This window comes from Lelliottia nimipressuralis (genome assembly GCF_004402045.1).
Taxonomy (GTDB): Bacteria; Pseudomonadota; Gammaproteobacteria; order Enterobacterales; family Enterobacteriaceae; genus Enterobacter; species Enterobacter chinensis.
Map to the genome: position 1 here is coordinate 36,292 of NZ_SOMG01000003.1, position 25,895 is coordinate 62,186.

Consider the following 25,895-nt stretch of genomic DNA (forward strand, 5'->3'; position numbering starts at 1 on the left):
AAAAAGGCGCTACTGAGTAGCGCCTTTTTTTTAACGTAAGTGACCCAGCGGTATCTCCGGATCCGGCTCGTGCGTGATGCGGTTGCGTAAGTCGCGGCGAATGATTTCGATCGACCAGAACCAGATCAGATGACCCACGATCTCTGACACGTGTTCATACCAGGGAAGTTCGAACAGCGGTGGCGTCAGCCCCATCAGCGGGAAGGAGATCATATGAACAAAAAGCTGAGCTAACGCACCCGCCAGCAAACCCTGCCAGAGTTTAATTTTCGGAAAGACTTCAGCAACTACACAATACCCTACAGCGAACACGATTGAGAAAATAATATGTGTTACGCCAACCCAGTTAAATATATGTCCGGCAAAGGTATAAACCGCCGCGTTAGGATCGACGACGCCCAGCCAGTCGCGTAAAAATACATAGGGAGGGTTTAGAAAATTACGGGAGCAATCAATCTGACTTGCGGCTCTTATTAATTGTTCGGGCCCGCACGCGGCGGTGAATAAATCGGTGGGGCTTCGGGGCGGGAGCGGCACCTCAGCGCCCCATTTGACAAAAGCGGAGACAATCCCTGCAATTAAACCGATGAACGCGGCGAGTCCATAGCGCCTGCGCGAAGGCGGTGTTTGTTCAAATATATTCATTTCTTTTCCTTGTTTAACGTCATCCTGCGGAATACATTTTGTTATTCAAATCAGCAACAAATCAATAACAGTCTGAATATCAGACTGTTTATAAAGTAAAGGGCTAGTGGCTGTAGTGTCAATTAGCGCCAATTAGCTATTCTTTCCTTCTTCCCCGCATCCCCTGAAATAACTCCGCTACGTCCACAAAATACTCGGTCAGATAATTAATACACACCTGTACTTTAAGCGGCAGCTTGTCTTTCTCGGTATACAGGGCGTACACCGGACGCGGATCGGATTGATAGCGAGGGAACAGGATCTCCAGTACGCCGCTGTTGATCTCGTTGATCACCCACATCAACGGCACGTAGGCGATCCCGGCGCCGGCCACCAGCCAGCGTGAAATGGTCATGGGATCGTTGGTGACAAACCGTCCTTCCGGCAGCAGTCTGGTGGAGATCCCTTCCGGGGCGATCAGCTCAAATTCATTGTCGGGCCGCACGCTGTACTCCAGCCACGAATGGTTGGTGAGGTCGGCGGGTTTCTCCGGAACACCGTACTGCGCCAGATAGCTCTTCGAGGCGCAGACGACCATCGGCATGCTCCCCAGCCGACGCGAGAACAGACTGGAATCCTGCAGCGCGCCGACGCGGATCACCACGTCCAGCCCGTCGGCAATCAGATCCGGCGCCGGGATGCCCGTCACCAGATTGACGGTAAGCCCGGGGTACTCTTTCAGCATATCCGCGGTCATGGCAGCGAGAACATTTTGTGCCATAGTTGAAGAACACCCGATGCGCAGCGTGCCGATGGGGGTGTTGTTGAAGGCATAGAGCTGTTCGTGAACATCCTGCACTTCAAGCAGCATGCGGCGACAGCCCTGATAGTAAATTTTACCCGCTTCGGTTAACCCAATGCTGCGGGTACTGCGGTTGAGCAGCTTAACCTGAAGCTCATCCTCCAGTTTGGACACCGTCTGGCTAATGGATGAGACACTCATCTGAAGCTGGCGTGCAGCCGCGGTGAAAGAGCCCAGTTCCACCACTTTGGCGAAGACCGACATGCGTTTTAAACGTTCCATTGTTCACTCTGGCTTAAAAGTGATTTAGATCACATATTATAGATAACAGCATAACAGTTACGTTAATATATTATTAATTACATAACGGCTGCGCCATTCTCGCCCGACGTTTCTTGCTCTCCTGCGGTGGCGTGCGCTTAAAAATTCTGAAGCCTGCACTCTCTCTTATCAAGGTCAACATGAGTCTGTTTCCCGTTATCGTGGTGTTCGGTCTGTCGTTCCCACCGATATTTTTCGAGCTTCTTTTATCACTGGCGATCTTCTGGCTGGTGCGCAAGGTGCTGGTCCCTACCGGGATCTACGATTTCGTCTGGCACCCTGCATTGTTCAATACCGCGCTGTATTGCTGCCTGTTTTACCTGATATCGCGCATGTTTGTCTGAGGTTGATGTGAAAACGCTAACAAGAAAAATCTCCCGCACTGCCATCACGATGGCGCTGGTTATCCTCGCCTTCATCGCTATTTTCCGCGCCTGGGTCTATTACACCGAATCGCCGTGGACGCGTGATGCGCGCTTCAGCGCCGATGTAGTGGCAATCGCCCCCGACGTGGCTGGTCTTATCACGGCGGTTAACGTTCACGATAACCAGCTGGTGAAAAAAGATCAGGTCCTGTTCACCATTGACCAGCCTCGTTACCAGAAAGCGCTGGAAGAAGCGGAAGCGGACGTGGCCTATTACCAGGCGCTGGCTGCGGAGAAACGCCGTGAGGCAGGCCGCCGTAACCAGCTGGGCGTTCAGGCAATGTCCCGTGAAGAGATTGACCAGTCCAACAACGTGCTGCAAACCGTGCTGCACCAGCTGGCGAAAGCGCAAGCGACGCGCGACCTGGCGAAGCTCGATCTCGAGCGCACCGTGATCCGCGCGCCGTCCGATGGCTGGGTCACTAACCTTAATGTCTATGCCGGGGAATTTATCACCCGCGGCTCAACCGCCGTGGCGCTGGTTAAACAGAACTCCTTCTACGTGCTCGCCTATATGGAAGAGACCAAGCTGGAAGGCGTGCGCCCAGGTTTCCGGGCGGAAATTACGCCGCTCGGCAGCAACCGCGTCTTTAAAGGCACCGTCGACAGCGTCGCCGCGGGGGTGACCAACTCCAGCAGTTCTAACGATGCCAAAGGGATGGCGACGGTGGATTCCAACCTGGAATGGGTGCGTCTGGCCCAGCGTGTGCCGGTGCGTATCCACCTTGACGAGCAGCAGGGAAATCTGTGGCCTGCGGGTACGACTGCAACGGTGGTGATAACCGGTGAAAAAGACAGGGATGCCAGCCAGGACTCTTTCTTCCGTAAAATAGCCCATCGCCTGCGCGAGTTTGGTTAATCGCTATGGGGATCTTTTCCATCGCCAGCCAGCACATTCGCTTCGCCGTGAAGCTGGCGTGTGCCATTGTGCTGGCGCTGTTTGTTGGCTTTCACTTCCAGCTTGAAACCCCTCGCTGGGCGGTGCTGACGGCTGCGATTGTCGCGGCGGGTCCTGCCTTCGCCGCGGGTGGGGAGCCCTATTCAGGCGCCATCCGCTACCGCGGAATGCTGCGTATCATCGGGACGTTCATCGGCTGTTTCGCGGCGCTCACCATTATTATCCTGATGATCCGCACGCCGCTGTTGATGCTGATGGTTTGCTGTATCTGGGCGGGTTTTTGCACCTGGATCTCCTCTTTGGTGAAAGTGGAGAACTCCTACGCCTGGGGCCTGGCGGGCTATACCGCACTGATTATTGTAATCACCATTCAATCCGAGCCGCTGCTCGCCCCGCAGTTTGCGGTTGAACGCTGCAGTGAGATTGTGATTGGTATCGTCTGCGCCATTGTCGCTGACCTGCTTTTCTCCCCGCGCTCCATCAAGCAGGAAGTTGACCGTGAACTCGACGCGCTGATCGTTGCCCAGTACCAGCTGATGCAGCTGTGCATTAAGCATGGCGACAGCGAAGAAGTGGATAAAGCCTGGAGCGGGCTGGTTCGTCGTACGCAGGCCCTGGAAGGGATGCGCAGCAATCTTAATATGGAATCTTCGCGCTGGGCCCGCGCTAACCGTCGCCTTAAAGCGCTCAATACCGTCTCTCTGACGCTCATCACCCAGGCGTGCGAAACCTATCTTATCCAGAACACGCGCCCGGAAGTGGTGACCGATACGTTCCGCGAACTGTTTGCCGAGCCGGTGGAAACGGTGCAGGACGTGCACAAGCAGCTTAAGCGCATGCGTAGGGTCATCGCCTGGACGGGGGAACGCGACACGCCCGTGACGATCTACACCTGGGTCGGCGCTGCGACGCGCTACCTGTTGCTGAAACGTGGCGCGATCGGTAACACCAAAATCAGCGCGGCGGAAGAAGAGGTGCTTCAGGGGGAAGTGGTGATCAAGGCGGAATCTGCCGAGCGTCATCATGCGATGGTTAACTTCTGGCGTACAACGCTTGCCTGCATGCTCGGCACGCTGTTCTGGCTGTGGACCGGCTGGACGTCCGGCAGCGGTGCAATGGTGATGATTGCCGTCGTTACCGCACTGGCGATGCGTCTGCCTAACCCGCGTATGGTCGCCATTGATTTTCTGTACGGTACGATTGCCGCATTGCCGATAGGCGCGCTCTATTTCCTGGTCATCATTCCGTCTACGCAACAGAGCATGTTGCTGCTCTGTATTAGCCTGGCGGTGATGGCGTTCTTTATCGGCATTGAAGTCCAAAAACGGCGGCTGGGATCGCTGGGGGCGCTGGCGAGTACGATTAACATTCTTGTGCTGGATAACCCGATGACCTTCCATTTCAGCCAGTTTCTCGACAGCGCGTTAGGTCAGTTGGTGGGCTGTTTCCTGGCGATGATGGTTATTCTGCTGGTACGGGATAACTCGCAGGCAAGAACGGGCCGCGTGTTATTGAATCAGTTTGTGTCGGCTGCGGTGTCGTCTATGACAACCAATACCGCGCGTCGTAAAGAGAACCACTTACCCGCGCTCTATCAGCAGCTGTTTTTACTGCTGAACAAGTTCCCGGGGGATATCGCTAAGTTCCGGCTGGCGTTAACCATGATCATTGCACACCAGCGTCTGCGTAACGCGCCTGTGCCGGTCAACGACGATCTGTCGGCTTACCACCGTCAACTGCGTCGTACCGCCGATCACGTGCTTTCCGCGACAAGTGACGACAAACGGCGTCGTTACTTTACGCAACTGCTTGAAGAGCTGGATATCTACCAGGAGAAGCTTAAGGTCTGGGAAGCACCGCCGCAGGTGACCGAGCCGGTAGGACGGCTGGTATCAATGCTGCATCGCTACCAGAGTGCCCTCACGGATAACTGACTGAAGTAAAAAAGCCGACGCCAAAAGCGTCGGTTTTTTTGTGGCTATACTTATTTCGGCAGTCTTTTACATTACAGAAAGGGAGGGCATATGACGACTCAGGCGCTACAGGACCACATCCTTTTTCAGACCGGTTATCTGGTCAATGGAATCTGGAAAACGCTGGACACGACGTTTGATGTGCTGAACCCCGCTACCGGTGAGGTCATCGCCAGAGTGGCGAAAGCGGGTAAAGCGGAAACAGAAGATGCTATCGCAGCGGCCACCAAAGCCTTCCCGGCATGGCGTGCTAAAACCGCGAAAGAACGTTCGGCCATTCTGTACCGCTGGTACGAACTGATTATTGAGAATAAAAGCTGGCTCGGGCGGTTAATGACTACCGAGCAGGGCAAGCCCCTGAAAGAAGCGGAAGGTGAGGTGGAATACGCTGCCAGCTTTATCCAGTGGTTTGCCGAAGAGGCCAAGCGCGCTAACGGTGAAATAATTCCACCTGTCAAACCCGGATCGCGCATTCTGGCGACCCGTGAACCGATTGGCGTGGTCGCGGCAATTACGCCGTGGAACTTCCCGATGGCCATGCTCACCCGCAAGTTAGGCCCGGCGCTGGCAGCAGGGTGTACCGGGGTAATCAAACCGGCAAATAACACGCCGCTCAGCGCCTTTGCGCTGCTTACGCTGGCAAAACAGGCCGGTGTGCCCGATGGCGTACTTAACGCCGTAGCCGGGAATACGCATGAGATTAGCGACGCGATTATGGCAAGCCGGGAGGTGCGTAAAATTTCCTTTACCGGTTCGACCTCCGTCGGCAAAACGCTGGTGCGTAATGCTGCAGAAACCATGAAGAAAGTCTCCATGGAGTTGGGGGGAAATGCCCCATATATCGTTTTTGAGGATGCGGATATCGACGCTGCGGTTCAGGGGGCGATCGCCAACAAGTTCCGTAATGCCGGGCAGGTCTGCGTCAGCGTGAACCGTTTCTATATTCAGGAAACCGTCTACGACAAGTTTGTGAATAAACTTGCCGATGCGGTGAAGGCGCTGAAGGTCGGCAATGGCCTTGAAGACGGAGTCGTCGTCGGGCCGCTGATTGAACCTGCTGCGGTCAACAAGGTGCGTGAGCATGTTGACGATGCCGTCGCCCGGGGCGCGACCGTACTGGCGGGCGGTAAGCCTCATCCGCTTGGAGGGAATTTCTGGATGCCAACCGTGCTGGGTGACTGCCATGAAGGTATGAAGCTGGCAGAAGAAGAGACGTTTGGCCCTGTTGCCGCGTGCTTCCGTTTCACCTCGGAAGATGAAGTTATCCAGCGCGCCAACAACACGCCCTATGGACTGGCGGCTTATTTCTACACCCAGAATCTCTCACGGGTTTTCCGCGTTTCACAGGCAATCGAGAGCGGGATGATTGGTATTAACGAGTGCGCCGTGTCCACGGAGCTTGGACCGTTTGGCGGCGTAAAAGAGTCAGGCCTTGGACGTGAGGGCTCCGTGCTGGGGCTGGAAGAGTATCTGGAAGTTAAAACCCTGCATATCGGGGGATTATAATAGACAGGGCGGCATCTGCCGCTCGCCTGGACTGGGTGGCTGGCAATGAAAACCTATACCTTTGATTTTGACGAGATCGACAGTCAGGAAGACTTCTACCGTGAATTTATCCAGGTGTTTGATCTTGAACGGGGAAGCGTGACGAATCTGGACACGCTGTGGGACGTGGTAACCGGTAGTCTGTTGCCGCTACCGCTGGAGATTGAGTTCATCCATTTGCCCGATAAGCTGCGCAGACGTTTTGGCGCACTGATACTACTGTTCGATGAAGCGGAAGAAGAACTGGAAGGGCAGCTGCGTTTTAACGCTCGTCATTGAATGAAAATGAAAAAAAAAAGCCCCTGACCATGAGGCCAGGGGCAAGTCGTATGATGAGATACGACGAGGGTTTATTTATACAGTTCAGCCGTAGCATGCCAGTGGTCACCTTGATTCAGTTCGGTGACGCGATAGCTGCTGGCGCCTGCTTTTTCAGCTTTTGCGGCAAGTTCGTGACGAATATCCATCGGTGAGCCGGTGACAGACGTTACGGAGACACTGCCCATACGCTGCAGATTTTGTGCCTGGTCGGCATTCACTTGCTGTACGGCTGCGCTCGCGCCGAAAGAGAGAACGGAAGCCAGACCGAGGGTTGCGATGATCAATTTAGTTTTCATAGTCTTTACTCCTGAATAGGGTTTTTGCTCAACGGCGAGAAGGGTTGAACCGCTATTTTTATACCTGGTGCCGTTGAGTGGAGATTTACGTTGTCAGTTATTACTAAAACTTATTTGTACAGCTCAGCGGTAGCGTGCCAGTGGTCACCAGAACGCGCTTCGATGATGCGATACGATGACGCACCCTGTTCTTCCGCTTTTTTGTTCAGCATTTCACGCATGTCCATCGGAGACGTGCCGATCGCACCGACAGAAACCGTACCGATTGCCTGACGGGATTGCGCCTGATCGGCATTGATGGAGTCAGCCGCAAAAACACCGAATGACAGAACAGACAGGACGCTCAGCGCCGCTACAGTTGTTTTGATTTTCATGATTCTTACCTCGTCGAATTTTTTAGTGGGGTCTTGTTTCGTGACCCTCATCACAAAATCAAGTATACACTAATAACGGTAAAAATTAATACCAGACTAATGGTTTCCGTTGTTATTACGTGTTAACCAGTCTTTTTTTTATAACCAAATTGCATAATATTGTTTGTTTTTTGTCCGCTTTGTGGCGTTATCTCTAATTAAATCATATGGATATTGGCTTTTGATTTTTTGTGCGATTTTTTGATTTATCATTCACTAGGTGAATGTTAATGGGTGGTAAAAAGCACTATTTGTCAAAGCTATCGGCAGTAGAAGACAAGGGGAAATGATGCGGGAGCAGAATGATCCCCGCAGCGGCGCTGCGGGGAGAGAGGATTACAGTTCCTGTTCGAACAGACCCAGAATCGCTTCGTGGAGATCTTTAACGGAGAAGCCGCTAGCCGGGATGGTAAAGATGGTGTCATCGCCGGCGATAGTCCCGAGGATACCCTCCGTTTTACCTACCGAGTCCAGCATGCGGGCAATCAGCTGCGCGGCACCAGGACTTGTGCGGATCACCACAACGGCGTCGTTGTAATCGATATCCAGAACCAGATTCTTGAGCGGGCTGGTGGTGGTCGGCACGCCAAGTTCTGCAGGCAGGCAATAAACCATCTCCATTTTGGCGTTACGGGTACGCACCGCGCCAAATTTGGTTAACATGCGGGAGACTTTCGACTGATTGATGTTATCGAAGCCTTGTTCCTGCAGCGCCTGAACAATTTCTCCCTGAGAACTGAATTTCTCTTCTTTGAGTAGCGCCTTAAACGCCTTTACTAATTCTTCTTGCTTAGACGAGCTTCGCATAAGTCACCCGGAATATGACGATAGAAACAACATTATTATGCATGTGGATGAATTTTTATGCAAATTATCTACTCAGCGCCAGGCTGAAATAATGTTATGAAAGGGAGTGATTTTATCAGATTTCGTTATCAGAAAACATGCCTGGGTCACGCCGCGCAAATAAGCTTAAAAGTAAATTAAATGTTATCAAAATGATGTTGTTTTGGTGACGGGGCAGGGTGTATTGTAACCACCTCTTAATTCGTTGCCGTCTGTCCTCAGATAGTCTTCTGAAGAGAGATAAAGTCGCGTGACCTCAAATTCTTTAGCTACGAAAATTGTAATTATTTACTTGCTGAATTAAGGTCGCCGCAACGGATTTACAGATACTTAAGTTAACCATAATAAGGAGTTTAGGATGAAAGTCGCAGTCCTCGGCGCTGCTGGTGGTATCGGCCAGGCGCTTGCCCTACTACTGAAAACCCAACTGCCTTCAGGCTCAGAACTCTCCCTGTACGATATTGCTCCGGTAACCCCAGGTGTGGCGGTTGACCTGAGCCACATCCCGACCGCTGTAAAAATCAAAGGCTTCTCCGGTGAAGATGCGCGTCCTGCACTGCAGGGTGCCGACGTGGTGCTGATTTCTGCAGGCGTGGCGCGTAAGCCAGGCATGGATCGTTCAGACCTGTTCAACGTCAACGCGGGCATCGTGAAAAACCTGGTGCAGCAGATTGCTGAAATCTGCCCGAAAGCGTGCATCGGTATCATCACTAACCCGGTGAACACCACCGTGGCTATCGCGGCTGAAGTGCTGAAGAAAGCGGGTGTTTACGACAAAAACAAACTGTTCGGCGTAACCACGCTGGATATCATCCGTTCCAACACCTTTGTTGCTGAGCTGAAAGGCAAACAGCCAACAGAAGTGGAAGTTCCGGTCATTGGCGGTCACTCTGGTGTCACCATTCTGCCTCTGCTGTCGCAGATCCCAGGCGTGAGCTTCACCGAGCAGGAAGTGGCTGATCTGACTAAACGCATCCAGAACGCGGGCACCGAAGTGGTGGAAGCGAAGGCGGGTGGCGGTTCTGCGACCCTGTCTATGGGCCAGGCAGCTGCGCGTTTTGGTCTGTCACTGGTTCGCGCTCTGCAGGGCGAGAAAGGCGTTGTTGAATGCGCTTACGTTGAAGGCGATGGCGAACACGCTCGCTTCTTCTCTCAGCCGCTGCTGCTGGGTAAAAACGGTATCGAAGAGCGTAAATCCATTGGTACGCTGAGCGCGTTTGAACAACACGCGATGGAAGGCATGCTGGATACGCTGAAGAAAGATATCACCCTGGGCGAAGAGTTCGTTAACAAGTAAAACGAACCGTCTCCCGGCAAAAAAAACCGAAGCACTAATGGCTTCGGTTTTTTTATGGCTGTCAGTTTGTTGCCGGGTATTCCTGAATCGTCACGTGGAGCGTCAGTTTCTTATCGTTGCGCATGACCTCAACAGGGATAATAGAACCCGGGCGAATTTCTGCCACCTGATCCATTGTCTCCAGCGCAGAGACCGCTGGCGTGCCGTTGACCGACACAATGACATCATTTACCTGAATCCCCGCGCTGGCCGCCGGACCACCTGGCGCTACCTCGTTCACCACGATGCCCTGAATCTGATCGATACCACCGCCCTGGGTATGCATAGGTGCAATTTCACGACCGCCAATACCGATATAGCCGCGGATCACGCGTCCGTCGCGGATCAGTTTATCCATAATCTTGGTTGCCAGCTGGAACGGAATGGCAAAACCGATCCCTTCCGGTGTTTCGCCGTCGTTACTCTTATCGAACGAGAGGGTGTTGATGCCCATCAGTTCGCCCAGCGAGTTGACCAGCGCACCACCGGAGTTACCGTGGTTGATGGAGGCATCGGTTTGCAGGAAGTTCTGCCGCCCGGAGGGGTTCAAACCAATACGACCGGTCGCGCTGATAATCCCCTGGGTGATGGTCTGACCCAGGTTGTAAGGGTTACCGATAGCCAGTACGACGTCGCCAATATGCGGAGTACGTTTACGGTTGATCGGGATGACCGGCAAACCGCCCGTGGCGTTGATTTTCAGGACGGCCAGGTCGGTCAGGCTATCTGACCCGACGAGTAATGCCTCAAACACGCGGCCATCCTGCAGGGCGACGATAATCTGGTCGGCATCGTTGATCACGTGCTTATTGGTAATAATGTAGCCCCGCTCGTCCATAATTACCCCGGAGCCGAGGGTGCGGATCTCCAGCTGGTTATGGGCTGAGGTGTTCAGGCCACGGTTATAGACGTTAACCACGGCAGGGGCGGCACGGCGCACGGCCTGGTTATAGGTGGCCGGCGTTTCATCCGTGCTATCGAACTGGGGAGCCGACAGTTTGTTGAACTGACGTAAAGACGGCAGCGCCAGCAGCAGCAGGCCTGCGACAATCAAACCGATGACAATAGAACGTAAGAGCTTTACAAGCATGATGCGCGTGTCGTTAAAAAAGGAACGATTTGCAGCATAACATGAGTTATCCGGACATCACACGCAGCGGTGATGTCCGGGGTCGCAAATGCTTAGCGCAACAGAATATAGATGGACTCATTGCCACGCATAACCTGCAGGGCAATGACCGCCGGTTTACTTTCCAGCACCTTGCGCAGTTCGGCAATGGACTGCACGCGATTGCGGTTTACACCAATGATAACGTCATCCTGATGTAATCCGGCCTGCGCGGCAGGGCTGCTCTTCTCGACGGTGTCGATGCTGATGCCTTTCGTACCGTCTTTCATCTGCCCATCACTCAACGTAGCTCCTTGCAGCGCCGGAGCGATAAGCTCCGCACTGGCAGAGGAAGAGGTGCTCTTATCCAGCGTCACTTCAACGTCCAGCGGCTTGCCGTCACGTATCAGGCCCAGCTTCACTTTCGCACCGGGTTCGGTTGTGGCAATCCGCGAGCGCAGCTCCGCAAAGCTGCTCAGTGGTTTACCGTTCAGGCTGACGATCACATCGCCCGATTTTAAGCCTGCTTTTGCCGAGCCGGAGTTTGGCAGCACTTCACTGACAAACGCCCCGCGCTGTACGTTGATGTTGAACGCTTTTGCGATATCTGCGCTCATCTCCATACCTTTGATACCCAGCAGCCCGCGTTTGATTTCACCAAATTGAATGAGCTGCTGCGCCAGCGTTTTGGCCATATTACTGGGGATAGCAAAACCGATCCCAATGCTGCCGCCGCCCGGGGCCAGAATAGCCGTGTTGATCCCAATCAGCTCGCCGTTAAGGTTGAGCAATGCCCCGCCGGAGTTCCCACGGTTGATGGAGGCATCGGTCTGGATAAAGTTTTCCAGCCCTTCCAGATTCAGGCCGCTGCGTCCTAGCGCCGAGACGATCCCGGAAGTCGCGGTCTGCCCTAAACCAAAGGGGTTGCCCACGGCGACGGCAAAATCACCGACACGCAGTTTGTCGGAATCCGCAATGGCAATCTGGGTCAGGTTGCTCGGGTTTTGCACCTGCAACAGCGCGATGTCGCTCTGGTCATCGCCGCCAATCAGTTTGGCATCAAATTCACGTCCATCATTAAGCTGAACGCTGATTTTATCGGCCTGGCTGATGACGTGGTTGTTGGTGAGAATATAGCCTTTGGCCGCATCAATAATGACGCCAGAACCCAGGCCTTCAAAAGGCTGAGCCTGTTGGTCGGGAGACTCATCGCCAAAATATTTTTTCAGTTCTTCAGGGACGCGTTGGCTTTGTACTGCCGTGCCTTCAACCTGTACGCTGACCACCGCAGGCAACACTTTTTCCAGCATTGGCGCGAGGCTTGGAATGGCCGCCTGGCCAGGTACCTGGGAGGGAATAGCGGCGAAGACCGGGACGGACGCCGAGAGAGATAACCCGACACTTAACGCGATAGCGCTCAACAGCTGGTTTTTTTTCTTCATCGATGTTGACTCTCGTAACCTGGAATAAAGGAAAAACGGCCCCAAAAACACGTTGATGTTATTGAATTTTAAACCGCTGAACAATGAAGTGTTTAACTAAATGATAGCTGGGGTCATCAAGAAAGGACGGGCGCAATCGCTGCGCCCGTAAAATAAATTCAGGTTGTGCGATTAATCGCGTTTTACACCGCCGCGCAGCAGGCCGGACGCGCCATCTGAATAGTCACGTGGCATCTGAACCGGAGCCTGATCGTTACCGGCTTCAGAGTCTGCCAGACGGTTGCGGAACGGGTTGGTTTCCGCCGTCATTTCCGGCAGCAGGCTGCTGGAGCTTTTCGCCATGTGTTGATACAGCTGGCGATAGTCGGTTGCCATGTTGTCCAGCAGCTCGGCGCTACGGGCAAAGTGGCTGACCAGCTCTTCACGATACTCTTCCAGTTCGGCTTTGTTCTTTTCCAGTTCGTACTGCAGTGACTGCTGCTGACGCAATTTGCGATTACCGAAACGCATGGCCACAGCACCAATGACGATGCCGACGACTAAACCGATTAGCGCATATTCCCAGGTCATGAACTTCTCCCGTTGTCTTGTTGTTCCGTAGGGTGTTGGCTCGGCTCCTGCCTGTGCCTGATAATGCCACTATAACCGCTATTTCCGCAGAAGTGGAATCCTGACGTATCATCGCGTAGTGTAGAACGGCCTTTTTTTCATCAGTCACGCCTGCTGGTGAGCATTAATTGAAGGAATAACAATAAGATTATGCAAAACCTGTCCCCTGCATCGCGCTATCAACTGGCCCTTAACGAGGGCACTCATCAGCCGGATGACGTTCAACGTGAGGCGGTAAACCGTCTGGAGACGATCTATCAGGAACTCACGGCAAAACCCGCTGAAGTCGAACAGAGCAGTGGGCTCAAGGCGGCATTTGGGCGGCTGCTTGGCAAAAAAGCGCCGCAGGATCACGCTCCGGTGCGCGGTTTATATATGTGGGGCGGTGTCGGGCGCGGAAAAACCTGGCTGATGGACATGTTCTACCAGAGCCTGCCGGGCGCACGTAAGCAGCGTTTGCACTTCCATCGTTTTATGCTGCGAGTGCATGAAGAGCTGACTGCACTGCAGGGCCAAAGCGATCCGCTGGATATTGTGGCCGATAGATTCAAGGCGGAAACTGACGTGCTCTGCTTCGATGAGTTTTTTGTGTCTGACATCACCGATGCCATGCTATTAGGCGGCCTGATGAAAGCGTTATTTGCCCGTGGGATTACGCTGGTTGCCACGTCGAACATCCCGCCTGATGAGCTGTATCGCAATGGCCTGCAGCGGGCACGTTTCCTGCCTGCCATCGACGCCATCAAACAACATTGTGACATAATGAATGTTGATGCGGGGGTGGATTACCGCCTACGCACGCTGACCCAGGCGCATCTGTGGCTCTCACCGTTGAATACAGAGACCACCCGCCAGATGGACAAACTTTGGCTGGCGTTGGCGGGGGCAAAACGTGAGCACGCCCCGGAACTTGAGATTAACCATCGCCCGTTGCCAACGCTCGGCGTTGAAAACCAAACGCTGGCGGTCTCCTTTACGACGCTGTGTGTTGATGCCCGCAGCCAGCATGACTACATCGCACTTTCGCGTCTGTTCCACACCGTGATGGTGCTGAATGTTCCGGTGATGACGCGGCTGATGGAGAGCGAAGCACGGCGCTTCATCGCGCTGGTGGATGAGTTTTATGAGCGCCACGTCAAGCTGGTGGTTAGCGCCGAGGTACCTTTATATGAGATCTACCAGGGGGAGCGGCTGAAGTTTGAGTTCCAGCGCTGTCTCTCGCGCCTGCAGGAGATGCAGAGCGAGGAATACCTGAAGCTTGAGCATATGCCGTAACAAATGCCACCCTCTCCCTGAGAAGGGAACCTTGTAGGCCGGGTAAGGCGCAACCGCCACCCGGCATTTTCCACACCCTCGAAAAACCCAATTTCAAACGCATTTAAGGGTCGATCTTTGACCTCAACTTCTCTATAATCTTGCGACCCCACGTTACGAGAAGGTTTTTTTCCCAAAACTTTCTATGTGTCGGCATGTGCTATTCGAAGGGGTAGGTTTGCCGGACTTTGTCGTGTGAGCCTCAACTGACTAAACGTTTGGGTGTTCACCAACGTGTAACTTATTTATTTGGGTAAGCTTTTAATGAAAACTTTTACAGCTAAACCAGAAACCGTACAGCGCGACTGGTATGTTGTTGACGCGACCGGTAAAACTCTGGGCCGTCTGGCTACTGAACTGGCTCGTCGCCTGCGCGGTAAGCATAAAGCGGAATACACTCCGCACGTTGATACTGGTGACTACATCATCGTTCTGAACGCAGAAAAAGTTGCTGTTACCGGCAACAAGCGTACTGACAAAGTGTACTACCATCACACCGGCCACATCGGTGGTATCAAAGAAGCGACCTTTGAAGAGATGATTGCTCGCCGTCCTGAGCGTGTGATTGAAATCGCGGTTAAAGGCATGCTGCCAAAAGGCCCGCTGGGTCGTGCTATGTTCCGTAAACTGAAAGTTTACGCAGGCAACGAGCACAACCACGCGGCACAGCAACCGCAAGTTCTTGACATCTAATCGGGATTATAGGCAATGGCTGAAAATCAATACTACGGCACTGGTCGCCGCAAAAGTTCCGCAGCTCGCGTTTTCATCAAACCGGGCAGTGGTAAAATCGTAATCAACCAGCGTTCTCTGGAACAATACTTCGGTCGCGAAACTGCCCGCATGGTAGTTCGCCAGCCGCTGGAACTGGTTGACATGGTAGAAAAACTGGATCTGTACATCACCGTTAAAGGTGGTGGTATCTCCGGTCAGGCAGGTGCGATCCGTCACGGTATCACCCGCGCTCTGATGGAGTACGACGAATCCCTGCGTTCTGAACTGCGTAAAGCTGGCTTCGTTACTCGTGACGCGCGTCAGGTTGAACGTAAGAAAGTGGGTCTGCGTAAAGCACGTCGTCGTCCACAGTTCTCCAAACGTTAATCCATTCTGCTCACGCAGAACGATTGGCGAAAAACCCGCTTCGGCGGGTTTTTTTATGGATAATGCGCAGGTTATCCACAATATCCATGCATATATCTTCTCTTTTTCCACATTTCCAGAATCCCCTCACCACAAAGCCATCAAAATCTGGTAAACTATCATCCAATTTTCTGCCCAAATATCAGTGAATACTCGATTTTTGTTCGATTCTTGAACAATGTGTTTTCTCTGGGATGGGCGATACAACATCTGGCTGGCCCCTGTTGGGCTGGTAGCAGTAAAAATTCTGAATATACCTGGAGGTTTTCATGGCTGTCGCTGCCAACAAACGTTCGGTAATGACGCTGTTTTCTGGTCCTACTGACATTTATAGCCATCAGGTTCGTATCGTGCTGGCCGAGAAGGGTGTCAGTTTTGAGATCGAGCATGTGGAAAAGGATAACCCGCCTCAGGATCTGATCGATCTCAACCCGAGCCAAAGCGTGCCGACGCTGGTGGATCGCGAGCTGACCCTGTGGGAATCCCGTATCATTATGGAATATCTGGATGAGCGTTTCCCGCATCCACCACTGATGCCTGTTTACCCTGTCGCGCGTGGTGAAAGCCGCCTGTACATGCAGCGTATCGAGAAAGACTGGTACACGCTGATGAACGTTATCGTTAACGGTTCCTCTTCTGAAGCGGATGCTGCCCGTAAACAACTGCGTGAAGAACTGCTGGCAATCGCACCTGTGTTTGGCCAGAAACCGTTCTTCCTGAGCGATGAGTTCAGCCTGGTGGATTGCTACCTGGCTCCGTTGCTATGGCGTCTGCCAACCCTGGGGGTTGAGTTCAGTGGCCCTGGCGCGAAAGAGATGAAGGGCTATATGACTCGCGTATTTGAGCGCGACTCTTTCCTGGCATCTTTAACTGAACCGGAACGTGAAATGCGTCTCGGCCGAGGCTAATGACTGTGGAAATGTCACAATTAACCCCACGCCGTCCGTATCTGCTGCGCGCCTTCTATGAATGGCTGCTGGATAACCAGCTCACGCCGCACCTGGTTGTGGATGTGACGTTGCCGGGCGTGCTGGTTCCAATGGAATACGCACGTGACGGACAGATCGTGCTGAACATTGCGCCGCGTGCGGTAGGTAACCTGGAACTGGCAAACGACGAAGTGCGTTTTAACGCGCGTTTCGGCGGTATCCCGCGTCAGGTTTCTGTGCCGCTGGCTGCCGTGCTGGCGATTTACGCCCGTGAAAACGGTGCGGGTACCATGTTCGAGCCGGAAGCGGCGTATGATGAAGATGTTGCCAGCCTGAATGATGACAATGCAGCTGATGAGCGCGAAAGCGACACGGTGATGTCACTTATCGATGGTGATAAGCCCGATCATCACGACGACAATGATCCTGATGACGATCCACCGCCGCGCGGTGGTCGTCCAGCCCTTCGCGTCGTGAAATAATAAAACAGGCCCAATTGGGCCTGTTTTTTTACACTTCCAGGTAGTTCAGTATCCCGTCAGCCGCTTTACGGCCTTCGGCAATCGCCGTCACCACCAGGTCGGAACCGCGAACGATATCGCCACCGGCGAAGATTTTCGGGTTGCTGGTCTGGAACGCGTTATCGCTTCCCTCTGGCGCAATGATGCGGCCCTGCGAATCCAGCTCAACGCTGTGCTTCGCCAGCCATTCCATGCTGTGAGGACGGAAACCGAACGCCATCACCACGGCGTCGGCCGGGATCACGTGTTCAGAGCCTGCCACGATTTCTGCGCGACGACGGCCTTTCGCATCCGGCGCACCCATCTCAGTGCGCGCCATTTTCACGCCGCTCACTTTACCGTTGGCATTCACTTCAATACCCAGAGGCTGGATGTTGAACTGGAATTCCACGCCCTCTTCACGCGCGTTTTTCACTTCGCGTTTAGAGCCCGGCATATTCTCTTCGTCGCGACGATAGGCGCAGATCACGTGTGCCGCATTCTGACGAATGGAGGTACGCACGCAGTCCATTGCGGTATCACCGCCGCCCAGCACCACCACGCGTTTGCCTTCCATGCTCACAAACGGCTCTTCGGCGGTTTCGCCATAACCCATGATCTGCTTGGTATTGGCAATCAGGAACGGCAGAGCGTCAAATACGCCTGGAGCATCTTCGTTCTCCAGACCCCCGCGCATGGACTGATAGGTGCCCACGCCGAGGAACACGGCATCGTAATCCTTCAGCAGGTCGTCAAGTTGCACGTCGCGGCCCACTTCCACGTTCAGTTTGAACTCAATGCCCATACCGGTGAAAATTTCACGGCGGCGGGTCATGACCTCTTTTTCCAGCTTGAAGGCCGGGATACCGAAGGTCAGCAGACCGCCGATTTCCGGATGACGGTCAAAGACCACCGCCTTCACGCCGTTACGGGTCAGGACGTCCGCACAGGCCAGGCCCGCCGGGCCCGCGCCAATGATCGCTACGCGCTTGTCGGTTTGCTTCACGCCGGTCATATCCGGACGCCAGCCCATCTCGAACGCTTTATCGTTGATATAGCGCTCAATGTTACCGATGGTCACTGCGCCAAACTCGTCGTTCAGCGTACAGGAACCCTCACACAGACGGTCCTGAGGACACACGCGGCCGCACACTTCCGGCAGGGTGTTGGTCTGGTGAGACAACTCGGCGGCTTCAAAAATACGCCCTTCGTTGGCCAGCTTTAGCCAGTTCGGGATGTAGTTGTGGACCGGGCATTTCCATTCGCAGTAAGGGTTACCGCAGGACAGGCAGCGGTCTGCCTGTGCTTTGGCCTGGCCTTCTGAAAACGGCTCGTAGATTTCTACAAATTCAATTTTACGGATCTTCAGCGGTTTCTTTGGCGGATCAACACGCTGCAGGTCGATAAACTGGTATACGTTCTGGCTCATCTGAATTCCTTACTGCGCCTGCACACGCAGCTCTGCTGCGCTACGACTACGGTGACCCAACAGGGCTTTAACATCGCTGGACTTCGGTTTAACCAGCGCAAATTTCGCTGAGAACGCCGGCCAGTTCGCCAGGATCTCTTCGCCGCGCGAAGAACCGGTATGCTGCACGTGTTCGGTAATCAAACCGCGCAGGTGTTCTTCGTGGATGGCCAGCGTATCAACGTCCAGCACTTCCACCAGTTCCGGGTTCACGCGTTTGCGGAACTCACCGTCTTCATCCAGTACGTACGCAAAACCGCCCGTCATGCCTGCGCCAAAGTTCACGCCGGTTTTACCCAGGACGCAAACAATCCCGCCCGTCATGTATTCACAACCGTTATCGCCAATGCCTTCCACTACGGTGATAGCACCGGAGTTACGCACCGCAAAACGTTCACCTGCACGTCCCGCAGCAAACAGACGTCCGCCGGTCGCGCCGTACAGACAGGTATTGCCGATGATGCTTGCTTCGTGGCTGCGGAAAGCAGAACCCACCGGAGGACGCACCGCCAGCAGACCGCCCGCCATGCCTTTACCGACGTAGTCGTTGGCATCGCCAGTCAGGTACAGCTCAACGCCACCTGCGTTCCACACGCCAAAGCTCTGACCCGCAGTACCGCTGAAGTGTGCGGTGATCGGATCCGCTGCCAGCCCCTGGTCACCGTGCGTTTGCGCGATGTAGCCGGAGAGGGAGGCACCCACAGAACGGTCGGTGTTGCGGATATCAAACCAGAACGTTTTGCTCTGCTTGTCGTCCACGTACGGTTTCGCCTGCTGCAACAGCTGCGCGTTCAGCACGCCGTTATCGAACGGTGGGTTGTTCTCGGTGCAGTAAACCGCTTTGCCAGGGTGCGGCTGCGCGGTTTCCAGCAGCTTGCTCAGCTCCAGCTTCTGCTGCTTGGCGGTGAAACCTTCCAGCTCTTTGAGCAGATCGGTACGACCAATCAGGTCCACCAGGCGCTTCACGCCCAGCTGCGCCATCAGCTCGCGGGTTTCACGGGCGATGAAGTCAAAGTAGTTGGTCACTTTGAACGGCAGGCCGTGATAGTGGTTCTTACGCAGCTTCTCGTCCTGGGTCGCAACACCGGTTGCGCAGTTGTTCAGGTGGCAAATACGCAGGTATTTACAGCCAAGCGCAACCATTGGGCCGGTACCGAAGCCGAAGCTTTCAGCACCCAGAATCGCTGCTTTGATGATGTCGAGGCCGGTTTTCAGGCCGCCATCCACCTGCAGGCGGATCTTGTGACGCAGACCGTTAGCCACCAGCGCCTGCTGGGTTTCTACCAGGCCAAGCTCCCACGGACAACCCGCGTATTTCACGGAGGAGAGCGGGCTTGCACCGGTGCCGCCATCGTAGCCGGCGATGGTGATGAGATCCGCATAGGCTTTCGCCACACCGGTGGCGATGGTACCAACGCCCGGTTCGGAAACCAGCTTCACGGATATCATCGCTTTCGGGTTGACCTGCTTCAGGTCGAAAATCAGCTGCGCTAAGTCCTCGATAGAGTAGATATCGTGGTGCGGCGGCGGGGAGATCAGCGTCACGCCCGGTACCGAATAGCGCAGTTTGGCGATGTACGGGGTAACTTTATCACCCGGCAACTGACCGCCTTCGCCCGGTTTAGCACCCTGAGCAACTTTAATCTGAATCACGTCGGCGTTAACCAGGTACGCCGGCGTCACGCCAAAACGACCGGATGCCACCTGCTTGATACGTGACACTTTGTTGGTGCCGTAACGCGCCGGATCTTCACCGCCTTCGCCGGAGTTGGAGTTACCGCCGATGCTGTTCATGGCTTCCGCCAGCGCCTCGTGGGCTTCAGGACTCAGCGCGCCGATGGACATCGCCGCGGTGTCGAAGCGTTTGAACAGTTCGGATGCAGGTTCAACCTCGTCAATGCTGACCGCTTCATCACCCGGATTGAGGGCAATGAGGTCGCGCAGCGTCGCCGCCGGACGGTTGTTGACCAGCTCAGCGTACTGCTGATAATCACTGTATTCGCCGCTCTGAACCGCCTGCTGCAGCGTGCGCACCACGTCCGGGTTGTAAGCATGATACTCACCGCCGTGAACGTATTTCAGCAGACCGCCCTGATCCAGCGGCTTGCGTGCCAGCCAGGCGCGTTTAGACAGGTTCACCAGATCCTGCTGGAAGTCAGCAAAACCGGCGCCGCCGATGCGGCTGACCACACCCTGGAAGCAGAGGTTGGCTACCTCATCATGCAGGCCGACCGCTTCAAACAGCTTCGAGCAGCGGTAGGAAGCAATGGTCGAGATGCCCATTTTGGACATGATCTTGTACAGACCTTTGTTGATGCCGTTACGGTAGTTCAGCATCACTGCACGGTAGTCTTTGTCGATCGCGCGGGTATCCACCAGACGGGCCAGCGTTTCGTAGGCCAGGTATGGATAAATCGCCGTCGCACCAAAGCCTAACAGCACGGCAAAGTGGTGCGGGTCGCGGGCGCTGGCGGTTTCAACAATGATGTTGGCGTCGCAGCGCAGGCTTTTGTCGACCAGACGCGTCTGGATAGCACCTACCGCCATTGGCGCGGGTACCGGCAGACGGTTTTTCGCGATATTACGGTCAGAAAGCACCAGCAGAACGGTACCGTTACGTACCATCTGTTCGGCTTTGTCACACAGCGCATTCACCGTCTCTTCGAGGCTCGATTCGTTCACGTCAAACGTAATGTCGAGCGTGTCGGCGCGATAGTGCTCCTCTTTCATGGTGGTGAGCTGTTTGAAATCGGAGTACAGCAGGATCGGCGATTTAAAGGTCAAACGGTGCGCCTGGCCTTCGGCCTCGCAGAAGACGTTCATCTCGCGACCGATGCTGGTTGCCAGCGACATGACGTGCGCTTCACGCAGCGGGTCGATTGGCGGGTTGGTGACCTGCGCGAACTGCTGACGGAAGTAGTCATAAATGATGCGCGGCTGGCTGGAGAGCACGGCAAACGGGGTATCGTCACCCATGGATCCGACCGCTTCCTGGCCGTTTTCACCGAGCACGCGAATAACAGAGTCCAGCTCTTCCGCGCTGTAGTTAAACTGTTTCTGGAAGCTCGCAAGCATGTCGTCGTCCAGTTCGCGACGACCCACTTCTTCATCCGATAAATCTTCGAACGGCACGAGGCGACGCACGTTCTTCTCCATCCACTCTTTGTACGGATGGCGGCTTTTCAGATCGTGATCGGTTTCGGCTGAGTGCAGAATGCGCCCACCGCGAGTATCGATAACCATCAGCTCGCCCGGGCCGACGCGGCCCTTCTCGACCACTTCGTCAGGCTGGTAATCCCAGATACCGACTTCAGAGGCGCAGGTGATGAGCTTGTCTTTGGTGATGACGTAGCGCGCAGGACGCAGGCCGTTACGGTCCAGGTTACAGGCAGCAAAACGGCCGTCGGACATAACGATGCCCGCCGGGCCATCCCACGGCTCCATATGCATGGAGTTAAAGTCGAAGAACGCGCGCAGCTCCGGATCCATATCCGGGTTGTTCTGCCAGGCCGGCGGCACGAGCAGACGCATGGCGCGAACGATGTCCATCCCGCCCGCCAGCAGCAGTTCCAGCATGTTATCCATGGAGCTGGAGTCAGAGCCGGTTTCGTTCACGAACGGCGCGGCATCGTGCAGGTCAGGGATCAGTGGCGTCTGGAATTTATAGGTACGGGCGCGGGCCCACTGGCGGTTACCGGTAATGGTGTTGATCTCGCCGTTGTGCGCCAGATAGCGGAACGGCTGAGCCAGCGGCCAGCGAGGTACGGTGTTGGTGGAGAAGCGCTGGTGGAACAGGCAAATGGCCGATTCCAGACGCAGGTCCGCCAGGTCCAGGTAAAAGCGCGGCAGGTCAGCCGGCATACACAGACCTTTATAGATGTTCACCAGGTTAGAGAGGCTACAGACGTAGAACTCTTTATCGTCCTGGAGACGTTTTTCAATGCGGCGGCGAGCGATGAACAGACGGCGTTCCATATCACGTGGACGCCAGCCCGCAGGCGCATTAACGAAAATCTGTTCAATGCGAGGCAGTGAGGAGAGGGCGATTTCACCGAGCACCCCTTCGTTGGTTGGCACATTACGCCAGCCGACAATAGACAGGGTTTCACGCTGAAGTTCTTCTTCGACGATGCGGCGTGAGGCAGCAGCCTTTTCAGGATCCTGGTTCAGGAACAGCATACCGACAGCGTAGTTTTTGGCTAAACGCCAGCCGCGCTCTTCCGCCACGATGCGGAAGAAACGATCGGGTTTTTGCAGCAGCAGGCCGCAACCGTCGCCGGTTTTACCATCGGCAAGGATGGCGCCACGGTGCTGCATTCGGGCCAGTGCGTGAATAGCAGTACGCACTACCTTGTGGCTAGGTTCGCCTTCTATGTGGGCGATCAGGCCGAAACCACAGTTATCCTTCTCAAGGGATTTATCGTACAACATATCAGTGAACCTCCCCAGGCTCGTCGGGCTTCCCACTGAACTTTACCGTGGCGCACAGGCGCAGAAAGAGCATGGCGACGGGGTTTGCGTTTCATACGCGGACCTCGCATTCGCCCTCTTTTTCATCCTTTCGCGCAGGTAAACAAGTTTGAGGACTTGCTTCAGAGGGAATCTCAATTACTGCATAAATATGATGAGCAGGCCGCTCATCCAGAAAGCTTCCAGCGGATTTCCAAGTTATCGGGAATTGGTACACAGGTCAAATGGCAATCTTATTTATACAAAAATGTGCTAAAGAGGTGCTATCTATTTGTATATAAAAAGTATTTAACTAATTTTACATTGATTGTATGCCCTGGCAGGACGCAGCGGAGTGTGATCTGACTCACTATATGAAAGCGGTATTATCGATGCAGCGTGCTGAATAGCAGATTTATAGCAGAATAATAATCTGGTGCGAGGTGTAAACCCGCATAAAGTCACTGTTTTTCAGTGTGGGCACTATAAATAAAAAAAACCATCAGAACATAAGGAAAAGTAATTACGGATTGCGTGAATGAAATTGCAGTAATCTTGATTATTTATTCATATAGATAAAGGCCGTCCGGGACGATTGATCCAGGTCATCGCCGACAGAGGCTAAAAATGGCAGGCTTGTCCCCTTTCTCCGGGACGGTCTATCAGATTATGCAGTTACAGAAATTAGTCAATATGTTTGGTGGGGATCTTTTGCAGCGTTATGGGCAAAAGGTTCACAAGCTGACGCTGCACGGCGGTTTTAGCTGCCCGAATCGCGATGGCACCATCGGGCGCGGCGGCTGCACTTTCTGTAACGTGGCTTCGTTCGCCGACGAGGCGCAGCAGCATAACTCCATCGCGGAACAGCTTGCCCATCAGGCAAGCCTGGTCAACCGCGCCAAACAATATCTGGCCTATTTTCAGGCCTACACCAGCACATGGGCGGAGGTGCAGGTGCTGCGTTCCATGTATCAGCAGGCGGTCACTCAGGCCAATATTGTCGGGCTGTGCGTGGGGACGCGCCCGGACTGCGTGCCGGACGCGGTGCTGGACCTGCTCAGCGAGTATAAAGATCAAGGCTATGAGATCTGGCTGGAACTGGGTTTACAGACCGCGCATGACAAAACCTTGCACCGAATCAACCGTGGCCATGATTTCGCCTGCTACCAACGCACTACGCGTCTGGCGCGCGAGCGCGGGCTAAAAGTCTGCTCGCACCTGATTGTCGGGTTGCCTGGCGAAGGTCAACAGCATGGCCTGGAGACGCTGGAAAAAGTGGTTGAGACCGGCGTGGACGGTATCAAGCTGCACCCGCTGCATATCGTGAAGGGCAGCATCATGGCGAAAGCCTGGGAAGCCGGTCGGTTAAACGGCATCGAACTCGACGAGTATACGGTGACGGCGGGAGAGATGATTCGCCATACGCCGCCGGAGATTATTTACCATCGCATCTCCGCCAGCGCCCGCCGCCCAACGCTTCTGGCACCGCTGTGGTGTGAGAACCGCTGGACGGGGATGGTGGAAATCGACCGCTATCTGCAGGAGAATGGCGTACAGGGCTCGGCGCTTGGCCGCCCGTGGGTTCCCCATCTACCGACGACGACCGCCTAACAAACTCCCCAGCATGCCGCGCACTATCTGATTCGTGACCTGCCGTGCAGCACTTTTCGCCATGGTCTGCACCACGCCATCACGCTTGCCGCCGCGCGGCCCGGTGCTGCCGAACAGAATGTCTTTGAGTCCACCGAGAATACCGTCATCCACCGCGACAGACTGCCCTTTAGCGGCAGGCGCATCCTGCGATTCCGTTGTCGACTGCACGCCTTTTTGCAGCATCTCGAACGCAGACTCCCGATCCACCTCGTCTTCATATTTTCCGTATACCGGCGAGTGGTTAATCAGGCCGTTGCGCTCGTCGTCCGTCACTGGCCCCATGCGCGAGCAGGGGGCGATCACCATTGCGCGTTCCACAACGGACGGGCTGCCCTTGGCATCAAGGAACGAGATCAGCGCTTCACCGGTGCCTAACGCCTGAATTGCTGCTTCGGTATCAAAGGCAGGATTGGCGCGCATGGTTTGCGCCGCGGCTTTCACCGCTTTTTGATCTTTCGGCGTAAAGGCGCGCAGGGCGTGCTGCACGCGGTTGCCGAGCTGGCCTAGTACGTTGTCCGGAATATCCGACGGGTTTTGCGAAACAAACCAGACGCCGACGCCTTTGGAGCGGATCAGGCGAATGACCTGTTCAATCTTATCCAGCAGGACCTGCGGCGCGTCGTTGAACAGCAGATGCGCTTCGTCAAAGAAGAACACCAGCTTCGGTTTTTCCAGATCGCCCGCTTCGGGGAGCTGCTCATAAAGCTCTGAGAGCATCCACAGCAGGCTGGCGGCGTAGAGTTTCGGCATCTGGTAGAGCTTCTCTGAGCTCAGAATGTTGATGATGCCTTTGCCGCTGCTGTCGGTGCGCATCCAGTCTTTGATATCCAGCATGGGCTCGCCGAAGAAGTGTTCAGCCCCCTGTTGCTCCAGGGTCAGTAATCCGCGCTGAATGGCTCCCACCGACGCGCTGCTAATATTGCCGTACTGGTTCTGGAAGGATTTCGCGTTATCGCCGATGTATTGGGTAATGGCCCGCAGATCTTTGAAATCAAGCAGCAGCAGACCCTGGTCATCGGCAATGCGGAAGATAATATTCAGCACACCGGACTGCACGTCGTTGAGGTTAAGCAGGCGGGCCAGCAGCAGCGGGCCGAGATCGGAGACAGTGGCGCGTACCGGGTGACCTTTCTCGCCGAAGATGTCCCAAACAACCACCGGGTTGCTGCGTGGGGTCCAGTCCGTGATGCCAATATTCTTCAGCCGTTCGAGCAGTTTTTCAGAGGCGGTACCCTCCTGAGCCACACCGGTTAAATCGCCTTTCACGTCAGCCATAAAGACCGGTACGCCAATCTCTGAAAGCGACTCCGCCAGCTTTTGCAGGGTCACGGTTTTCCCCGTCCCGGTCGCACCGGTGATCAGACCGTGGCGGTTCGCCATCGCGGGCAATAAATACAGCTCTTTTTCCAGCGTCCGGGCAATTAACAATGGTGTACTCATGATGCGCTTCCTCTCTTAGTCCTGGGTGCAGTATAGGCAACCT

The 25,895-nt window shown here is 54.6% G+C and carries 23 protein-coding genes; 12 read left to right on the forward strand and 11 right to left on the reverse strand.

The features are described from left to right. Positions 1-30: 30 nt before the first annotated feature. On the reverse strand, positions 31-645 hold the full coding sequence (locus E3U32_RS01315) for a YagU family protein (protein ID WP_134347376.1): 615 nt from the start codon (positions 643-645) through the stop codon (positions 31-33). Between the two features lie 136 nt (positions 646-781). Then, complete coding sequence (gene aaeR, locus E3U32_RS01320; protein ID WP_023309395.1) at positions 782-1,708, reverse strand: HTH-type transcriptional activator AaeR; 927 nt, start codon at positions 1,706-1,708, stop codon at positions 782-784. Positions 1,709-1,887: 179 nt separating this feature from the next. Here aaeR and aaeX point away from each other — a divergent pair, with 179 nt between their 5' ends. The 5 genes from aaeX to E3U32_RS01345 all read left to right on the forward strand — a co-directional run bounded on the left by aaeX (position 1,888) and on the right by E3U32_RS01345 (position 6,867). Further along, entirely contained in the window at positions 1,888-2,091 is a 204-nt protein-coding gene (aaeX, locus tag E3U32_RS01325) for a p-hydroxybenzoic acid efflux pump operon protein AaeX (RefSeq protein WP_003860416.1), read from the forward strand. Positions 2,092-2,098: 7 nt separating this feature from the next. After that, positions 2,099-3,031, forward strand: coding sequence for a p-hydroxybenzoic acid efflux pump subunit AaeA (gene aaeA / locus E3U32_RS01330; protein WP_032659667.1), 933 nt, complete (start codon positions 2,099-2,101; stop codon positions 3,029-3,031). 5 nt (positions 3,032-3,036) lie between these two features. Next, positions 3,037-5,004, forward strand: a complete 1,968-nt coding sequence (aaeB, locus tag E3U32_RS01335; protein WP_134347377.1) for a p-hydroxybenzoic acid efflux pump subunit AaeB — start codon at positions 3,037-3,039, stop codon at positions 5,002-5,004. 90 nt (positions 5,005-5,094) lie between these two features. Next, complete coding sequence (locus tag E3U32_RS01340; protein ID WP_134347378.1) at positions 5,095-6,549, forward strand: NAD-dependent succinate-semialdehyde dehydrogenase; 1,455 nt, start codon at positions 5,095-5,097, stop codon at positions 6,547-6,549. Positions 6,550-6,594: 45 nt separating this feature from the next. Next, positions 6,595-6,867, forward strand: coding sequence for a barstar family protein (locus tag E3U32_RS01345; RefSeq protein WP_134347379.1), 273 nt, complete (start codon positions 6,595-6,597; stop codon positions 6,865-6,867). A gap of 71 nt (positions 6,868-6,938) precedes the next feature. Here the strand turns inward: E3U32_RS01345 and yhcN (E3U32_RS01350) are convergent, their stop codons facing one another. The 3 genes from yhcN (E3U32_RS01350) to argR form a co-directional block, all read right to left on the reverse strand. Next, the gene (gene yhcN, locus E3U32_RS01350; protein WP_032659672.1) at positions 6,939-7,205 is read right to left on the reverse strand and encodes a peroxide/acid stress response protein YhcN; all 267 of its coding nucleotides are present in this window, start codon (positions 7,203-7,205) and stop codon (positions 6,939-6,941) included. A 110-nt stretch (positions 7,206-7,315) separates the two neighbouring features. Continuing rightward, positions 7,316-7,579, reverse strand: coding sequence for a peroxide/acid stress response protein YhcN (yhcN, locus tag E3U32_RS01355; protein ID WP_134347380.1), 264 nt, complete (start codon positions 7,577-7,579; stop codon positions 7,316-7,318). A gap of 375 nt (positions 7,580-7,954) precedes the next feature. Further along, positions 7,955-8,425: a transcriptional regulator ArgR gene (gene argR, locus E3U32_RS01360; RefSeq protein ID WP_134347381.1), complete on the reverse strand. Its 471-nt coding sequence runs from the start codon at positions 8,423-8,425 to the stop codon at positions 7,955-7,957. Between the two features lie 397 nt (positions 8,426-8,822). Between argR and mdh the strand changes: the two genes are divergently transcribed. After that, positions 8,823-9,761 (forward strand): malate dehydrogenase, encoded by a 939-nt coding sequence (gene mdh / locus E3U32_RS01365; protein ID WP_023309387.1) that lies wholly within the window; start codon positions 8,823-8,825, stop codon positions 9,759-9,761. A 61-nt stretch (positions 9,762-9,822) separates the two neighbouring features. Here the strand turns inward: mdh and degS are convergent, their stop codons facing one another. The 3 genes from degS to zapG form a co-directional block, all read right to left on the reverse strand. Beyond that, positions 9,823-10,890 (reverse strand): outer membrane-stress sensor serine endopeptidase DegS, encoded by a 1,068-nt coding sequence (gene degS / locus E3U32_RS01370; protein ID WP_134347382.1) that lies wholly within the window; start codon positions 10,888-10,890, stop codon positions 9,823-9,825. Positions 10,891-10,982: 92 nt separating this feature from the next. Further along, the gene (gene degQ, locus E3U32_RS01375; RefSeq protein ID WP_134347383.1) at positions 10,983-12,350 is read right to left on the reverse strand and encodes a serine endoprotease DegQ; all 1,368 of its coding nucleotides are present in this window, start codon (positions 12,348-12,350) and stop codon (positions 10,983-10,985) included. Between the two features lie 171 nt (positions 12,351-12,521). Beyond that, positions 12,522-12,920: a Z-ring associated protein ZapG gene (gene zapG, locus E3U32_RS01380; RefSeq protein WP_008502832.1), complete on the reverse strand. Its 399-nt coding sequence runs from the start codon at positions 12,918-12,920 to the stop codon at positions 12,522-12,524. Between the two features lie 189 nt (positions 12,921-13,109). Here zapG and zapE point away from each other — a divergent pair, with 189 nt between their 5' ends. The 5 genes from zapE (at position 13,110) to sspB (ending at position 16,824) form a co-directional block, all read left to right on the forward strand. Beyond that, a complete protein-coding gene (gene zapE, locus E3U32_RS01385) occupies positions 13,110-14,234 on the forward strand; it encodes a cell division protein ZapE (protein ID WP_134347384.1) in 1,125 nt (374 codons plus the stop codon). Between the two features lie 303 nt (positions 14,235-14,537). Next, complete coding sequence (gene rplM, locus E3U32_RS01390) at positions 14,538-14,966, forward strand: 50S ribosomal protein L13 (RefSeq protein WP_134347385.1); 429 nt, start codon at positions 14,538-14,540, stop codon at positions 14,964-14,966. 15 nt (positions 14,967-14,981) lie between these two features. Then, positions 14,982-15,374 (forward strand): 30S ribosomal protein S9, encoded by a 393-nt coding sequence (gene rpsI / locus E3U32_RS01395; RefSeq protein WP_003860436.1) that lies wholly within the window; start codon positions 14,982-14,984, stop codon positions 15,372-15,374. Positions 15,375-15,682: 308 nt separating this feature from the next. Next, the gene (gene sspA, locus E3U32_RS01405) at positions 15,683-16,321 is read left to right on the forward strand and encodes a stringent starvation protein SspA (RefSeq protein ID WP_134347386.1); all 639 of its coding nucleotides are present in this window, start codon (positions 15,683-15,685) and stop codon (positions 16,319-16,321) included. Positions 16,322-16,326: 5 nt separating this feature from the next. Then, complete coding sequence (gene sspB / locus E3U32_RS01410) at positions 16,327-16,824, forward strand: ClpXP protease specificity-enhancing factor (RefSeq protein ID WP_134347387.1); 498 nt, start codon at positions 16,327-16,329, stop codon at positions 16,822-16,824. 28 nt (positions 16,825-16,852) lie between these two features. On the opposite strand, the gene gltD is transcribed toward sspB, so the two are convergent. Both gltD and gltB read right to left on the reverse strand, forming a co-directional pair. Beyond that, on the reverse strand, positions 16,853-18,271 hold the full coding sequence (gene gltD / locus E3U32_RS01415; protein WP_134347388.1) for a glutamate synthase subunit GltD: 1,419 nt from the start codon (positions 18,269-18,271) through the stop codon (positions 16,853-16,855). Between the two features lie 9 nt (positions 18,272-18,280). Further along, entirely contained in the window at positions 18,281-22,741 is a 4,461-nt protein-coding gene (gltB, locus tag E3U32_RS01420) for a glutamate synthase large subunit (protein ID WP_134347389.1), read from the reverse strand. A gap of 687 nt (positions 22,742-23,428) precedes the next feature. Here gltB and E3U32_RS01425 point away from each other — a divergent pair. Then, a complete protein-coding gene (locus E3U32_RS01425; protein WP_134347463.1) occupies positions 23,429-24,370 on the forward strand; it encodes a TIGR01212 family radical SAM protein in 942 nt (313 codons plus the stop codon). Here E3U32_RS01425 and E3U32_RS01430 read toward each other — a convergent pair. Next, on the reverse strand, positions 24,350-25,852 hold the full coding sequence (locus tag E3U32_RS01430; RefSeq protein ID WP_134347390.1) for a helicase HerA-like C-terminal domain-containing protein: 1,503 nt from the start codon (positions 25,850-25,852) through the stop codon (positions 24,350-24,352). The genes E3U32_RS01425 and E3U32_RS01430 overlap by 21 nt on opposite strands. Positions 25,853-25,895: the final 43 nt, after the last annotated feature.

What these genes read in the sequence shown, in the direction of transcription:
- E3U32_RS01315 (WP_134347376.1), bottom strand. Translation starts at nt 645, where the DNA reads ATGAATATATTTGAACAAACACCGCCTTCGCGCAGGCGCTATGGACTC.
- aaeR (WP_023309395.1), bottom strand. Translation starts at nt 1,708, where the DNA reads ATGGAACGTTTAAAACGCATGTCGGTCTTCGCCAAAGTGGTGGAACTG.
- aaeX (WP_003860416.1), top strand. Translation starts at nt 1,888, where the DNA reads ATGAGTCTGTTTCCCGTTATCGTGGTGTTCGGTCTGTCGTTCCCACCG.
- aaeB (WP_134347377.1), top strand. Translation starts at nt 3,037, where the DNA reads ATGGGGATCTTTTCCATCGCCAGCCAGCACATTCGCTTCGCCGTGAAG.
- E3U32_RS01340 (WP_134347378.1), top strand. Translation starts at nt 5,095, where the DNA reads ATGACGACTCAGGCGCTACAGGACCACATCCTTTTTCAGACCGGTTAT.
- E3U32_RS01345 (WP_134347379.1), top strand. Translation starts at nt 6,595, where the DNA reads ATGAAAACCTATACCTTTGATTTTGACGAGATCGACAGTCAGGAAGAC.
- yhcN (WP_032659672.1), bottom strand. Translation starts at nt 7,205, where the DNA reads ATGAAAACTAAATTGATCATCGCAACCCTCGGTCTGGCTTCCGTTCTC.
- yhcN (WP_134347380.1), bottom strand. Translation starts at nt 7,579, where the DNA reads ATGAAAATCAAAACAACTGTAGCGGCGCTGAGCGTCCTGTCTGTTCTG.
- argR (WP_134347381.1), bottom strand. Translation starts at nt 8,425, where the DNA reads ATGCGAAGCTCGTCTAAGCAAGAAGAATTAGTAAAGGCGTTTAAGGCG.
- mdh (WP_023309387.1), top strand. Translation starts at nt 8,823, where the DNA reads ATGAAAGTCGCAGTCCTCGGCGCTGCTGGTGGTATCGGCCAGGCGCTT.
- degS (WP_134347382.1), bottom strand. Translation starts at nt 10,890, where the DNA reads ATGCTTGTAAAGCTCTTACGTTCTATTGTCATCGGTTTGATTGTCGCA.
- degQ (WP_134347383.1), bottom strand. Translation starts at nt 12,350, where the DNA reads ATGAAGAAAAAAAACCAGCTGTTGAGCGCTATCGCGTTAAGTGTCGGG.
- zapG (WP_008502832.1), bottom strand. Translation starts at nt 12,920, where the DNA reads ATGACCTGGGAATATGCGCTAATCGGTTTAGTCGTCGGCATCGTCATT.
- zapE (WP_134347384.1), top strand. Translation starts at nt 13,110, where the DNA reads ATGCAAAACCTGTCCCCTGCATCGCGCTATCAACTGGCCCTTAACGAG.
- rplM (WP_134347385.1), top strand. Translation starts at nt 14,538, where the DNA reads ATGAAAACTTTTACAGCTAAACCAGAAACCGTACAGCGCGACTGGTAT.
- rpsI (WP_003860436.1), top strand. Translation starts at nt 14,982, where the DNA reads ATGGCTGAAAATCAATACTACGGCACTGGTCGCCGCAAAAGTTCCGCA.
- sspA (WP_134347386.1), top strand. Translation starts at nt 15,683, where the DNA reads ATGGCTGTCGCTGCCAACAAACGTTCGGTAATGACGCTGTTTTCTGGT.
- gltD (WP_134347388.1), bottom strand. Translation starts at nt 18,271, where the DNA reads ATGAGCCAGAACGTATACCAGTTTATCGACCTGCAGCGTGTTGATCCG.
- gltB (WP_134347389.1), bottom strand. Translation starts at nt 22,741, where the DNA reads ATGTTGTACGATAAATCCCTTGAGAAGGATAACTGTGGTTTCGGCCTG.
- E3U32_RS01425 (WP_134347463.1), top strand. Translation starts at nt 23,429, where the DNA reads ATGCAGTTACAGAAATTAGTCAATATGTTTGGTGGGGATCTTTTGCAG.
- E3U32_RS01430 (WP_134347390.1), bottom strand. Translation starts at nt 25,852, where the DNA reads ATGAGTACACCATTGTTAATTGCCCGGACGCTGGAAAAAGAGCTGTAT.